This window comes from Streptomyces sp. DG2A-72, assembly GCF_030499575.1.
In the GTDB taxonomy this organism is placed as follows: domain Bacteria; phylum Actinomycetota; class Actinomycetes; order Streptomycetales; family Streptomycetaceae; genus Streptomyces.
Window position 1 is genome coordinate 7,793,967 of sequence record NZ_JASTLC010000001.1, and the last position, 14,635, is coordinate 7,808,601.

The window sequence follows — 14,635 nt, forward strand, 5'->3', positions numbered from 1 at the left end:
CGCCTCCGGCGGGCAGCAGCCCCGGGTGTGGCCTGGTATATCCGGCAGGAATACGCAGTAGTAACTGGTACGCCGAGTAGTAGTACCGGAGCACAGCAGCAACGGTCGACCCCTGCGGGAGGGACAAGTGGAGTCTGGCGCAGCGACGCGGGGCACTAAAACGCGCGCGAAAGGCGGACAGTCCCTGAGTAACCAGCGCAAACCGCGGGGTGGGACCACCGCGGTCGACACGGCGTCCCTGGACAGACTGCTGGCGGCCCTCGTGTCGATGCGGGACGGGAACTTCCGCAAGCGGCTCACGGTGTCCGGGGACGGCGTGATGTCCGAGATTGCCGCGGTCTTCAACGAGGTGGCCGACCGCAATCTGCACTTGACGGGTGAGCTGTCGCGGGTGCGGCGCATGGTGGGTCGTGAGGGCAAGCTCACAGAACGGCTGGAATCAGGGGCCTGTGAGGGCTCCTGGGCGGCCGCCATCGACCACTCGAACGCCCTGGTCGACGATCTCGTACGACCGGTCTCCGAGGTCGGCCGGGTGCTCTCGGCGGTGGCCGAGGGTGATCTGTCGCCGCGGATGGAGCTGCGGACGCAGGCGCCGGACGGCACCACGGGGCAGCCGCTGCGCGGGGAGTTCCTGAAGGTCGGGCGGACGGTCAACAATCTGGTCGACCAACTGTCGACCTTCACCGACGAGGTCACGCGTGTGGCCAGTGAGGTCGGCACCGAGGGCAAGCTGGGCGGGCAGGCCCAGGTGCGCGGTATGTCGGGTTCGTGGAAGGACCTCACGGATTCCGTCAACACCATGGCGTACCGGCTGACGGCCCAGGTCCGGGACATCGCGCTGGTGACGACCGCGGTCGCGAAGGGTGACTTGTCCCGGAAGGTCACGGTTCATGTGGCCGGCGAGATGCTGGAGCTGAAGAACACCGTCAACACGATGGTGGACCAGCTGTCGTCCTTCTCCTCCGAGGTGACGCGAGTCGCACGTGAGGTGGGCACCGAGGGCGAGCTGGGCGGGCAGGCGCAGGTGCCGGGTGTGGCCGGTGTGTGGAAGGACCTCACCGATTCGGTGAACCTCATGGCCGGCAACCTGACGGCCCAGGTGCGCGGTATCGCGCAGGTGACGACGGCTGTCGCCAACGGTGATCTGTCGCGGAAGGTGACGGTGTCGGCGCGCGGCGAAGTTGCGCAGCTCGCGGACACGATCAACCAGATGACCGAGACGCTGCGGATCTTCGCCGACGAGGTCACGCGTGTGGCCAACGAGGTCGGTGCCGAGGGGCGGCTCGGCGGCCAGGCGAATGTGCCGGGCGCGGCGGGGACGTGGAAGGACCTGACGGACTCCGTCAACACGGTCTTCCGGAACCTGACCACCCAGGTGCGGGACATCGCCGCCGTGACGACGGCCGTGGCCAGCGGTGACCTGTCGCAGAAGGTCACCGTCGACGTGGCCGGCGAGATGCTGGAGCTGAAGAACACCGTCAACGGGATGGTCGACCAGCTGTCGTCCTTCGGTTCCGAGGTCACGCGCGTGGCGCGGGAGGTCGGTGTCGAGGGTGAGCTGGGCGGGCAGGCGCAGGTGCCGGGGGCGGCGGGGACGTGGAAGGACCTGACGGACTCCGTCAACACCGCGTTCCGGAATCTCACCGGACAGGTGAGGAACATCGCGCAGGTCACGACCGCGGTGGCCAACGGTGACCTGTCACAGAAGGTCACCGTGGACGTCTCCGGCGAGATGCTTCAGCTGAAGAACACCGTGAACACGATGGTGGACCAGCTGTCGGCCTTCGCGGATCAGGTGACCCGGATGGCCCGGGACGTGGGCACGGAGGGCCGGCTGGGCGGGCAGGCCGTCGTGCCGGGCGTGTCCGGTACGTGGAAGGAGCTCACCGACTCCGTCAACTTCATGGGCGGCAACCTCACCTCGCAGGTGCGGCAGATCGCCCAGGTGACGACGGCGGTGGCCCGGGGTGACCTGTCCCAGAAGATCGACGTCGACGCGCGCGGCGAGATCCTGGAGCTGAAGAACACCATCAACACGATGGTCGATCAGCTCTCCGCCTTCGCCGACCAGGTGACCCGGGTCGCCCGCGAGGTGGGCACGGAAGGCCGCCTCGGCGGTCAGGCGCAGGTGCCCGGCGTCGCCGGTGTGTGGCGTGACCTGACCGACTCCGTGAACGGAATGGCAGGAAACCTCACCGCCCAGGTGCGCAACATCGCGCAGGTCGCGACGGCGGTGGCGCGGGGTGACCTGTCCCAGAAGATCACCGTGGACGCGCGCGGCGAGATCCTGGAGCTGAAGAACACGCTGAACACGATGGTGGACCAGCTGTCGTCGTTCGCGGAGGAGGTCACCCGGGTCGCCCGTGAGGTGGGCACGGAGGGCGAGCTGGGCGGTCAGGCCGAGGTGCAGGGCGTCTCCGGCACCTGGAAGGACCTCACCCAGTCCGTGAACTTCATGGCGAACAACCTGACCATCCAGGTGCGTCAGATCGCCGAGGTCACGACCGCGGTCGCCAAGGGCGACCTGTCGAAGAAGATCACTGTCGACGCGAAGGGCGAGATCCTCGAACTCGTCACCACCGTCAACACGATGGTCGACCAGCTGTCGTCCTTCGCCGAGCAGGTGACCCGTGTGGCCCGCGAGGTGGGCACCGAGGGCATCCTGGGCGGCCAGGCACACGTACCGGGCGTCACCGGCATCTGGAAGGACCTCAGCGGCAACGTCAACCTGATGGCCAAGAACCTGACCATGCAGGTGCGGAACATCTCCCAGGTCGCGGCGGCCGTCGCCAACGGTGATCTGACGCGGACGGTGACGATCGAGGCGCGCGGCGAGGTCGCGCAGCTCGCGGACACCTTCAACACCATGGTCAAGACGCTGAGTTCGTTCGCCGACCAGGTCACCAAGGTGGCCCGCGAGGTGGGCACGGACGGGATCCTCGGCGGGCAGGCGCACGTACCGGGCGTGGCCGGCACCTGGAAGGACCTCACCGAGTCCGTGAACCAGATGGCGTCCAACCTGACCGGTCAGGTGCGCAACATCGCCATGGTCACGACCGCCATCGCCAAGGGTGATCTGACCAAGAAGATCGACATCGACGCCCGCGGCGAGATCCTCGAGCTCAAGACGACGATCAACACGATGGTCGACCAGCTGTCGTCCTTCGCCGAGGAGGTCACCCGAGTCGCCCGTGAGGTGGGTACCGAAGGCCAGCTGGGCGGTCAGGCACGCGTGCGTGACGTCGACGGAACCTGGCGCGATCTCACCGAGTCCGTGAACGAAATGGCAGGAAACCTTACTCGGCAGGTGCGTGCCATCGCGCGCGTGGCGACCGCGGTGACCCGTGGTGACCTGAACCTGAAGATCGACGTCGACGCCTCCGGCGAGATCCAGGAACTCCAGGACTACATCAACAAGATGATCGCCAACCTGCGCGACACCACGATCGCCAACAAGGAGCAGGACTGGCTCAAGGGCAACCTCGCCCGTATCTCCGCGCTCATGCAGGGCCGCCGCGACCTCGACGACGTGGCCTCGCTGATCATGAGCGAGCTGACGCCGGTGGTCTCCGCACAGCACGGCGCGTTCTTCCTCGCCATGCCGCTGCTCGACGGCAAGGACATCAGCAGCGGCCGGGAGGACGCGTACGAGCTGCGCATGCTCGGCTCGTACGGCTACTCGATGGGCTCCATGCCGACGTCGTTCCGGCCCGGTGAGGCGCTGATCGGGACGGCCGCCCAGGAGAAGCGCACGATCCTCGTGGAGAACGCGCCGAGCGGCTATCTGAAGATCTCCTCGGGGCTCGGCGAGGCGCCGCCCGCGCAAGTGATCGTGCTTCCGGTGCTGTTCGAGGGCAAGGTGCTCGGCGTCATCGAGCTGGCCTCCTTCACGCCCTTCACGCAGATCCAGAAGGACTTCCTCAACCAGATCGCCGAGATGATCGCGACCAGCGTCAACACCATCTCCGTCAACACCAAGACCGAGGTGCTGCTGAGGCAGTCGCAGGAGCTGACCGAGCAACTCCGCGAGCGGTCGGCGGAGTTGGAGAACCGGCAGAAGGCCCTCCAGGAGTCCAACGCCGAACTGGAGGAGAAGGCCGAGCTGCTGGCCCAGCAGAACCGCGACATCGAGGTGAAGAACACGGAGATCGAGGAGGCGCGGCAGGTCCTGGAGGAGCGTGCCGAGCAACTCGCCGTCTCCATGCGCTACAAGAGCGAATTCCTGGCGAACATGTCGCACGAGCTGCGTACGCCGCTCAACTCGCTGCTGATTCTGGCCAAGTTGCTCGCCGACAACGCGGACTCCAACCTCACTCCCAAGCAGGTGGAGTTCGCCGAGACGATCCATGGCGCCGGTTCCGACCTGCTCCAGCTGATCAACGACATCCTCGATCTGTCGAAGGTCGAGGCGGGCAAGATGGACGTCTCGCCGACGCGTATCGCGCTCGTCCAGCTCGTCGACTACGTGGAGGCCACGTTCCGCCCGCTGACCGCGGAGAAGGGCCTCGACCTGTCCGTACGGGTGTCTCCGGAACTGCCCGCGACGCTGCACACCGACGAGCAGCGGCTGCTCCAGGTGCTGCGCAACCTGCTGTCCAACGCGGTGAAGTTCACCGACTCCGGATCGGTCGAGCTGGTGATCCGGCCGGCCGGCGCGGACGTCCCGCTGGCGATTCGCGAGCAGCTCCTGGAGACAGGCTCCCTGCGTGACGCGGACGCGGATCTGATCGCGTTCTCGGTGACCGACACCGGCATCGGCATCGCGGCCAGCAAGATGCGGGTGATCTTCGAGGCGTTCAAGCAGGCGGACGGCACGACCAGCCGGAAGTACGGCGGTACGGGCCTGGGGCTGTCGATCTCGCGGGAGATCGCCCAGCTGCTCGGCGGTGAGATCCACGCGCAGAGCGAGCCGGGCCGCGGCTCGACGTTCACGCTGTATCTGCCGCTGCACCCGAGCGAACTGCCGCCGCAGGGCTACCAGCAGGGGCTGCCCGTGCTGGAGGCCGGCGACCTGGTGGCGTCCGCGTCCCGGGCCGCGGCCGACCTGTCGGAGCTGTCCGAGGTGGAGGTCGAGACGCCGGCCGAGGTGAGGTCGTACCGCGAGACGCAGAACGGCGCCGCCGCGCTCTTCCGGCGCCGGCGCAGGACCACGCCCATCGCGGCGGCCGAGCAGCCGGGACAGGAGCGCTGGCCCGCCGACGACCAGGACACGGCGCCACGGTCGCACCGGGGCATCCGGTTCGGCGGGCAGAAGGTGCTGATCGTCGACGACGACATCCGCAACGTCTTCGCGCTCACCAGCGTCCTGGAGCAGCACGGCCTGTCGGTGCTGTACGCCGAGAACGGCCGTGAGGGCATCGAGGTCCTGGAGCAGCACGACGATGCGGCGGTCGTCCTGATGGACATCATGATGCCCGAGATGGATGGGTATGCGACGACGACGGCGATCCGCAGGATGCCGCAGTTCGCCGGGCTGCCGATCATCGCGCTCACCGCGAAGGCGATGAAGGGCGACCGGGAGAAGGCGATCCAGTCGGGTGCCTCCGACTATGTGACGAAGCCGGTCGACCCCGACCATCTGCTGGCGGTCATGCAGCAGTGGATGAGGGAGGAGTGACGAGAACCGTCGGGGCGCGAGGCGAAGCGGCGGGGAAGTAGTGGGAACCTTCGGTGTTCACCCGGAGTTGCTGACGCAGTGTGGCCGAAGCCGTGTAGAAGTACGGGATACGGGGAACCTTCTGGTCTCCTGCTGCGTTTCTGCTACGTGCACAGTGACATCGCGGTGACAGGGTGTGGCGACAGGCGGGGTGCGGCTACCATGACCGGCACAAGGACGGGCGGCGCAAGGGAGTCGTCCCCTGGGGCGGCGCGCACCGGCGTCACCCCAAGTCCTGAGGACAGGGGAGGCCCCAAGCCGGGGCGAGGAGGGCGGGCCATGGTGCAGAAGGCCAAGATCCTCCTGGTCGATGACCGGCCGGAGAATCTGCTGGCGCTGGAGGCCATCCTCTCTGCGCTCGATCAGACGCTGGTGCGGGCATCGTCCGGGGAGGAAGCGCTCAAAGCACTGCTGACGGACGACTTCGCGGTCATCCTGCTGGATGTCCAGATGCCGGGCATGGACGGTTTCGAAACCGCCGCGCACATCAAGCGGCGAGAACGAACCCGGGACATCCCGATCATCTTCCTCACCGCCATCAACCACGGCCCGCATCACACCTTCCGCGGCTATGCGGCGGGCGCGGTCGACTACATCTCCAAGCCCTTCGACCCGTGGGTGCTGCGTGCGAAGGTCTCCGTTTTCGTCGAGCTCTACATGAAGAACTGCCAGCTCCGGGAGCAGGCGGCCCTGCTGCGGCTCCAGTTGGAGGGCGGCGGCAAGACCGCGGTCGGCGAGGCGAAGGAGCCGGCCGGGCTGCTCGCCGAGCTGTCGGCGCGGCTCGCGGCCGTCGAGGAGCAGGCCGAGGCACTGTCCAAGCAGCTCGACGACGAGTCCGCGGACGCGGCGGCCGTGGCCACGGCCGCGCACCTCGAGCGCAAACTCACCGGCCTGCGCCGGGCGCTGGACGCTCTCGAGCCGGGCACGGGCAGTGGAGCTCCGTCGGTGCCCTCGCAGAACTGACGGCCGCGGCAGACGTAGTTGTAGCCGCGTGCACGTGGTGTTTGAGCGCGCGTCAGTTTCCCGCCCCGCCAAGGGCGACACGAACGGGTGAAGCAGTAGGCACACGTGTCCGCTGCCGTCTCCACCGGTAACCTCACACCTATGGCCTCACGTCCCTCCGCAGCCAAGAAGCAGCCCTCGAAGAAGGCTGCCGCTTCGGCGAAGGCTCCGGCGAAGAAGGCCGCCGCCAAAAAGGCCCCGGCGAAGAAGGCGCCCGCCAAGAAGGCCGCGGCCAAGCCGGCGCCCAAGCCGGCGCCGAACCCCACCGGGGGCATCTTCTGGCTCGTGCGCACGATCTGGCTCGGCGCCGCGCATGCCGTCGGCGCGGTCTTCCGGGGCATAGGGCAGGGCGCGAAGAACCTCGACCCGGCGCACCGCAAGGACGGCATCGCCCTGCTGCTGCTCGGACTCGCGCTGATCGTGGCCGCGGGGACCTGGTCCAACCTGCGCGGTCCCGTCGGCGACTTGGTCGAAATTCTGGTCACCGGCGCCTTCGGCCGCCTCGATCTGCTGGTGCCGCTGCTGCTCGCCCTCATCGCCGTGCGCTTCATCCGGCATCCCGAGCAGCCCGAGGCCAACGGCCGCATCGTGATCGGCCTGTCCGCGCTTCTCATCGGCGTGCTCGGCCAGGTCCACATCGCCTGCGGCGCGCCCGCCCGCAGCGACGGCATGCAGGCCATAAGGGCAGCCGGCGGTCTCATCGGCTGGGGCGCGGCGACCCCGCTGACGTACACCATGGGCGAACTGCTCGCCGTACCGCTGCTCGTGCTGCTCACGGTCTTCGGGCTGCTGGTGGTCACGGCGACCCCGGTCAACGCCATCCCGCAGCGGCTGCGGCTGCTCGGCAGGAAGCTCGGGCTCCTCCACGACCCGGCCGACGACGAGGACGAGTTCTCCGACGACGACGAGCGCTACGACGACCAGTGGCGGGACGCGCTGCCCGCGCGCCCGCGCAGGCGCGGACCCAAGCCCGAGGCGTACGACCCCGACAGTGCGGAGCAGGAGGCCCTCTCGCGGCGTCGCGGTCGCCCGAGGCGCTCCGCGGTGCCCAAGCCCGCGATGGATCGGCAGATGGACGCCGTGGACGTCGCAGCCGCCGCCGCTGCCGCGCTGGACGGCGCCGTCATGCACGGCATGCCGCCCTCGCCGATCGTCGCCGACCTCACCCAGGGCGTGAGCGTGGGCGACCGCGAGGCCACGCCGACCCCCACCCCGACGCCCGTCCCGGCCGCCCGGCCGAAGCAGGAGAAGCTCAAGGCGGACGTACCGGATCTCACGAAGTCCGCCCCCGACGAGATCCGCGATCTGCCGCCGCGCGCCGAGCAGCTTCAGCTCTCCGGAGACATCACCTACTCCCTGCCGTCGCTCGACCTCCTCACGCGCGGGGGCCCCGGTAAGGCGCGCAGCGCCGCGAACGACGCCGTCGTCGCCTCGCTCACCACCGTCTTCTCCGAGTTCAAGGTCGACGCAGCCGTCACCGGCTTCACGCGCGGGCCGACGGTCACGCGGTACGAGGTCGAGCTCGGCCCCGCGGTCAAGGTCGAGCGGATCACCGCGCTGACGAAGAACATCGCGTACGCCGTCGCCAGCCCGGACGTGCGGATCATCAGCCCGATCCCCGGCAAGTCGGCGGTCGGCATCGAGATCCCGAACACCGACCGGGAGATGGTCAACCTCGGGGACGTACTGCGGCTCGCGGCGGCGGCCGAGGACGACCATCCGATGCTGGTCGCGCTCGGCAAGGACGTCGAGGGCGGCTACGTGATGGCGAACATCGCGAAGATGCCGCACGTCCTGGTCGCCGGAGCCACCGGTTCGGGTAAGTCCTCGTGCATCAACTGCCTGATCACTTCCGTCATGGTGCGCGCGACCCCCGAGGACGTGCGCATGGTCCTCGTCGACCCCAAGCGCGTCGAGCTGACCGCCTACGAGGGCATTCCCCACCTGATCACGCCGATCATCACCAACCCGAAGCGGGCCGCCGAGGCGCTCCAGTGGGTCGTACGGGAAATGGACCTTCGGTACGACGACCTGGCGGCGTTCGGATACCGGCACATCGACGACTTCAACCAGGCCATCCGCGACGGCAAGCTCAAGACGCCGGAAGGCAGCGAGCGGGAGCTCAAGACCTATCCGTATCTGCTGGTGATCGTCGATGAGCTCGCCGACCTGATGATGGTCGCGCCGCGGGACGTCGAGGACGCGATCGTGCGGATCACCCAGCTCGCGCGCGCGGCCGGCATCCACCTGGTGCTGGCCACGCAGCGGCCGTCGGTGGATGTCGTGACCGGTCTGATCAAGGCCAACGTGCCCTCCCGGCTCGCCTTCGCGACGTCGTCACTGGCGGACTCGCGGGTCATCCTCGACCAGCCCGGTGCCGAGAAGCTGATCGGCAAGGGTGACGGCCTGTTCCTGCCGATGGGGGCGAACAAGCCGACCCGTATGCAGGGCGCCTTCGTGACCGAGGAAGAGGTCGCCGTCGTCGTCCAGCACTGCAAGGACCAGATGGCGCCCGTCTTCCGGGACGACGTCACCGTGGGCACCAAGCAGAAGAAGGAGATCGACGAGGACATCGGCGACGACCTCGACCTGCTGTGCCAGGCGGCCGAGCTGGTCGTCTCCACGCAGTTCGGGTCCACCTCGATGCTCCAGCGCAAACTGCGCGTCGGCTTCGCCAAGGCGGGCCGGCTGATGGACCTCATGGAGTCGCGGGGGGTCGTCGGACCGAGCGAGGGATCCAAGGCTCGTGACGTTCTTGTGAAACCTGACGAGCTGGATGGCGTGCTGGCCGTGATCCGTGGGGAGTCTGACGGGTAGGAACCAGGTCGCAGTGGTCACCTTGCGTGCGGATGCGCGGCGGGCCGATGTTCAACCGTGACCCGCCCGTAAGGGATCATTGAGCAACCGTTTCCCTTCGGCGTACGTCAAGTTGAGGTAAGCGAAAAGCTTGTGCCCCACCATCGGGATGCCCGGCCATTCCGATGGCGTACAAAGTCCCACCGCCCGGTTGCCCCACCCTTTCGCACCCCCCCTAGACTGAACCTCCAGCACAGGTGGCTATACGCTCGAAAGGCGCCCCCGTGTCCATCGGCAACTCCCCTGAAGACGAGCGTCCGTTCGAAGACGACCGTGAGGAAGCCCGCCTTTCGATCGGCCGTGCCCTTCAGCAGGCACGCATCGCGGCCGGGCTGACCGTCGACGACGTCACCAACGCCACCCGGGTCCGCCTGCCCATCGTGCACGCCATCGAGGCGGACGACTTCGGCCCCTGCGGCGGAGACGTCTACGCCCGCGGTCACATCCGGACCCTGGCCAAGGCCGTCGGTATCGACCCGGCCCCGCTGCTCGCCCAGTACGACGCCGACCACGGCGGGCGTCCGGCGCCGACCCCGGCGGCCCCGCTCTTCGAGGCGGAACGCATCCGCCCCGAGCGGCGCGGGCCCAACTGGACCGCGGCCATGGTCGCCGCGATCGTCGCCGTGGTCGGCTTCGTCGCGTTCACCGCGTTCAAGGGCGGTGACGGCGGCGGCGACAAGACCCAGGTCGCCGAGGGGTCCACGCCCTCGACCGGCAAGACCCCCTCGCCCACGCCGACCAAGCCCGACGAACCCAAGCCCGACCCGACGGACAGCGCCATCGCGGCCGCGCCCCAGGACAAGGTGACCGTCCAGGTCAGCGCCGCCGACGGCCGCAGCTGGATCTCGGCCAAGGACCACAACGGCCGGCTCCTCTTCGACGGTCTCCTCAAGCAGGGCGAGTCCAAGACCTTCCAGGACAGCGAGAAGATCAACCTCGTCCTCGGTGACGCCGGCGCGATCCAGCTCTACGTCAACGGCAAGAAGATCGACGAGGACTGGCAGCCGGGGGCGGTCGAGCGGCTGACGTACACGAAGGGCGATCCGCAGGTCGGATAAGCGGTCGCATCGGGTTAAGCACTCACGGGGTTGGCCAAGATCGGCCAACCCCGTCGACGTGGGGTGTCAGTGGGACGAAGTAGTCTTGAGCCCATGCCTGAACGCCGTACCGTCGCACTCGTCACCCTTGGCTGCGCCCGTAACGAGGTGGACTCGGAGGAGCTCGCAGGCCGCTTGGAGGCGGACGGCTGGGAACTCGTCGAGGACGCTGGGGACGCGGATGTCGCCGTCGTCAACACCTGTGGCTTCGTCGAAGCCGCCAAGAAGGACTCCGTCGACGCCCTGCTCGAAGCCAATGACCTCAAGGGGCATGGCAGAACCCAGGCCGTCGTGGCGGTGGGCTGCATGGCCGAGCGGTATGGCAAAGAGCTGGCGGAGGCCCTGCCGGAGGCCGACGGTGTACTCGGCTTCGACGACTACTCGGACATCTCCGACCGGCTCCAGACCATCCTGAGCGGCGGCGTCCACGCCGCCCACACCCCGCGTGACCGGCGCAAGCTGCTGCCGATCAGCCCGGCGGAGCGCCAGTCGGTGTCCGACGTCGCCCTCCCTGGCCACGGCGCTCCTGCCGACCTGCCGGAAGGGGTTGCTCCGGTCTCCGGTCCGCGTGCGCCCCTGCGCCGCCGGCTGGACGGCTCCCCGGTCGCCTCGGTGAAGCTTGCCTCCGGCTGCGACCGGCGCTGCTCCTTCTGCGCCATCCCGTCCTTCCGCGGCTCCTTCATCTCGCGCAGGCCCAGCGATGTGCTGAACGAGACGCGGTGGCTGGCCGAGCAGGGCGTCAAGGAGATCATGCTGGTCTCCGAGAACAACACGTCGTACGGCAAGGACCTGGGCGACATCCGGCTGCTGGAGTCCCTGCTGCCGGAGCTCGCCGAGGTCGACGGCATCGAGCGGGTGCGCGTCAGCTATCTGCAGCCGGCCGAGATGCGCCCCGGACTCATCGACGTCCTGACGTCGACTCCGAAGGTCGCGCCCTACTTCGACCTGTCCTTCCAGCACTCCGCCCCGGACGTGCTGCGTGCGATGCGCCGCTTCGGCGACACCGACCGCTTCCTTGAGCTGCTCGACACCATCCGGAGCAAGGCTCCGCAGGCCGGCGTGCGCTCCAACTTCATCGTGGGCTTCCCCGGTGAGACCGAGGCCGACCTGGCCGAGCTGGAGCGATTCCTGAACGGTGCGCGGCTGGATGCCATCGGCGTCTTCGGCTACTCCGACGAGGAGGGCACCGAGGCGGCGACGTACGACCACAAGCTGGACGAGGACGTCGTCGCCGAGCGACTGGCACAGGTCTCCCGGCTGGCCGAGGAACTCGTCTCGCAGCGTGCGGAGGAGCGCGTGGGCGAGACCGTGCATGTGCTCGTGGAGTCGGTCGACGACGAGGAGGGCGCGTACGGCCGCGGGACGCACCAGGCGCCGGAGACGGACGGCCAGGTGCTGCTCACGAGCGGCGAAGGCCTCGGCGTCGGTCGTATGGTCGAGGCGAAGGTGGTCGGTACGGAGGGTGTCGACCTGGTGGCCGAGCCGTTGCAGGGCTCGCTCGGATACGGAGAGGAGGCGACCAGATGACCGGAGTCCCGGCGTCCGCCGCGGGCGGCTCCGCCAAGGCGAAAGGACCGGTGACCTCGGCCGGGTCCGTCTCCGGGGGTGCCTCCGGTGCATCGGGCGGTGCCAAGTCGGCGCGGAGCGGAAAGCTGGCCGCCGCAGCCGTCGATCAGGCCAGCGTCTGGAACATCGCCAACCTCCTGACCATGCTCCGGCTGGTCCTCGTCCCCGGGTTCGTCGCGCTGATGCTGGCCGACGGCGGCTACGACCCGGCGTGGCGCTCGCTCGCCTGGGCAGCCTTCGCCATCGCCATGATCACCGACCTGTTCGACGGTCATCTCGCGCGCGCGTACAACCTCGTCACCGACTTCGGGAAGATCGCCGATCCCATCGCCGACAAGGCGATCATGGGCGCGGCGCTGATCTGTCTGTCCGCCCTCGGTGATCTGCCGTGGTGGGTGACGATCGTCATCCTCGGCCGGGAACTCGGGATCACCCTGCTGCGTTTCATCGTCATCCGGTACGGCGTCATTCCGGCGAGCCGGGGCGGCAAGGTGAAGACCCTCACCCAGGGCGTCGCGGTCGGGATGTATGTCCTGGCGCTCACGGGATGGCTCGCCACCCTGCGGTGGTGGGTGATGGCGGCGGCGGTGGTTCTGACCGTGGTGACCGGGCTCGACTATGTGAGACAAGCCATTGTGCTGCGCAGGCAGGGAATCGCCGAGCGCAGGGCCGCGTCGGAGGAGGCGGACGCATGAATTCCGCAGCTGCCGAGCTGGTGCGACTACTCACTGTGAGGGGTGAGACGCTGGCCGTAGCAGAATCCCTGACCGGCGGGCTGGTTGCGGCGGAAATCACAGCGGCACCAGGAGCGTCCAAGGCCTTCCGGGGATCGGTGACCGCCTATGCCACCGAGTTGAAGCATGAACTGCTCGGTGTCGACGCCACCCTGCTGGCGCAGCGGGGAGCGGTGGATCCGCAGGTCGCGGCACAGATGGCGGCGGGAGTGCGCAAGGCGCTGGGCGCCGACTGGGGCCTCGCGACGACCGGTGTCGCCGGTCCGGAACCCCAGGACGGGCAGCCGGTCGGCACGGTTTTCATCGCCGTCGACGGCCCTTTCGCAGCGGACTCCACGGCTACCGGTGGCGGGAAAGTGGCCTCGCTGCGGTTGAACGGCCAGCGGGCGGAAATTCGTATGGAGAGTGTACGGAGCGTACTCGCTCTGCTCCTGCAGCAGCTTGCGAGCGAACAGACTGGGAATGAGCGGGCACAGGATACGGAACAGAACGGGGGGTTTTGATGTTTGCAGCCCTGAGTGAACACGACATCGCTCCCCGCACGGCCGCGGCGCAAGGCGGTACGGTGGGGCGTGAAGGATGCGGCTACGCGGTCCGAGGAGGGAGCCACCGATGATTCTGCTCCGTCGCCTATTGGGTGACGTGCTGCGTCGGCAGCGCCAACGCCAGGGCCGTACTCTGCGCGAAGTCTCCTCGTCCGCCCGAGTCTCACTCGGCTATCTCTCCGAGGTGGAGCGGGGGCAGAAGGAGGCTTCCTCCGAGCTGCTGTCCGCCATCTGCAACGCGCTGGACGTACGGATGTCCGAACTCATGCGGGAAGTGAGCGACGAGCTCGCACTCGCCGAGCTGGCCCGGTCCGCTGCGGCCACTTCGAGCGAGTCCGTACCCACGTCGGTGCGTCCGATGCTGGGTTCCGTATCGGTGACCGGTGTGCCACCGGAACGGGTGACCATCAAGGCGCCCGCCGAGGCCGTGGACGTGGTTGCCGCGTGAGTCATGCGCCTACGCGCATGAGCTGACGAAGTGTGTGAAGCCCCGGTCGGGGCTCTTCCGGGAAGACCCGGGGGAGCGCTGCCGGGGTTTTCTCGTTCCCTATATGTTCCTTTTGGTCCGTTTGCCGGTGTCGGGTGGGGCGGTCATGGTGGAGAGATGTGACGGGGCAACCCAACGGAGGTTCGGATGTACGTCGTCAAGAGCCCGCTGTCCGACGCGGATCTGAAGACCGTGTCCGAGGCGCTGCAGGGCGCCCTCGTCGACCTGGTGGACCTCGCCCTGGTGGCCAAGCAGATCCACTGGAACGTGGTCGGCCCGCGCTTCCGTTCCGTCCATCTTCAGCTCGACGAGGTGGTGGCCCTGGCCAGGACGCACTCCGACACCGTCGCCGAGCGCGCCTCGGCGCTGGGTGTCTCGCCGGACGGGCGCGCCGCGACGGTGGCGGTCGGCAGCGGCATCGGTCCGGTGCGCGAGGGCTGGGTCACGGACGGCGATGCGGTGGCTGCGCTGGTCGATGCCCTGGGTGCGGTGATCACTCGCATGCGGGAACGGATCGGGACGACCGCCGAGCCCGATCCGGTCAGCCAGGACATCTTCATCGGGGTCACCGCGGACCTGGAGAAGCATCACTGGATGTTCCAGGCCGAGAACGGGTGACGTGGTGGTGCTTGCGGGATGTTCCGAGCCGCAGGTCTGTGACGTGGTCGTGCTCGCGGGATGATCCGGGCCGC

The 14,635-nt window shown here is 68.4% G+C and carries 9 protein-coding genes; all 9 read left to right on the forward strand.

Annotated elements, in window-relative coordinates; translation table 11 throughout:
- The first annotated feature begins 127 nt into the window (after positions 1–127).
- The 9 genes from QQY66_RS37130 to QQY66_RS37170 all read left to right on the forward strand — a co-directional run bounded on the left by QQY66_RS37130 (position 128) and on the right by QQY66_RS37170 (position 14,561).
- Positions 128–5,617, forward strand: a complete 5,490-nt coding sequence (locus QQY66_RS37130; protein WP_301984716.1) for a HAMP domain-containing protein — start codon at positions 128–130, stop codon at positions 5,615–5,617.
- Positions 5,618–5,935: 318 nt separating this feature from the next.
- Positions 5,936–6,619, forward strand: a complete 684-nt coding sequence (locus tag QQY66_RS37135) for a two-component system response regulator (protein WP_301984717.1) — start codon at positions 5,936–5,938, stop codon at positions 6,617–6,619.
- Positions 6,620–6,760: 141 nt separating this feature from the next.
- Positions 6,761–9,475, forward strand: coding sequence for a DNA translocase FtsK (locus tag QQY66_RS37140; RefSeq protein WP_301984718.1), 2,715 nt, complete (start codon positions 6,761–6,763; stop codon positions 9,473–9,475).
- 263 nt (positions 9,476–9,738) lie between these two features.
- Positions 9,739–10,572: a helix-turn-helix domain-containing protein gene (locus QQY66_RS37145; protein ID WP_301984719.1), complete on the forward strand. Its 834-nt coding sequence runs from the start codon at positions 9,739–9,741 to the stop codon at positions 10,570–10,572.
- A gap of 93 nt (positions 10,573–10,665) precedes the next feature.
- Positions 10,666–12,138 carry a 30S ribosomal protein S12 methylthiotransferase RimO gene (rimO, locus tag QQY66_RS37150; RefSeq protein ID WP_301984720.1) on the forward strand — a complete coding sequence of 491 codons (1,473 nt, stop codon included), beginning with the start codon at positions 10,666–10,668 and terminating at the stop codon, positions 12,136–12,138.
- Positions 12,135–12,872 carry a CDP-diacylglycerol--glycerol-3-phosphate 3-phosphatidyltransferase gene (gene pgsA, locus QQY66_RS37155; RefSeq protein ID WP_301984721.1) on the forward strand — a complete coding sequence of 246 codons (738 nt, stop codon included), beginning with the start codon at positions 12,135–12,137 and terminating at the stop codon, positions 12,870–12,872. The genes rimO and pgsA overlap by 4 nt, the downstream gene beginning before the upstream one ends.
- Positions 12,869–13,414, forward strand: coding sequence for a CinA family protein (locus tag QQY66_RS37160; protein WP_301984722.1), 546 nt, complete (start codon positions 12,869–12,871; stop codon positions 13,412–13,414). The genes pgsA and QQY66_RS37160 overlap by 4 nt, the downstream gene beginning before the upstream one ends.
- A gap of 109 nt (positions 13,415–13,523) precedes the next feature.
- Complete coding sequence (locus tag QQY66_RS37165; RefSeq protein WP_301984723.1) at positions 13,524–13,904, forward strand: helix-turn-helix domain-containing protein; 381 nt, start codon at positions 13,524–13,526, stop codon at positions 13,902–13,904.
- A gap of 186 nt (positions 13,905–14,090) precedes the next feature.
- A complete protein-coding gene (locus QQY66_RS37170; protein WP_301984725.1) occupies positions 14,091–14,561 on the forward strand; it encodes a Dps family protein in 471 nt (156 codons plus the stop codon).
- Positions 14,562–14,635 lie beyond the last annotated feature (74 nt).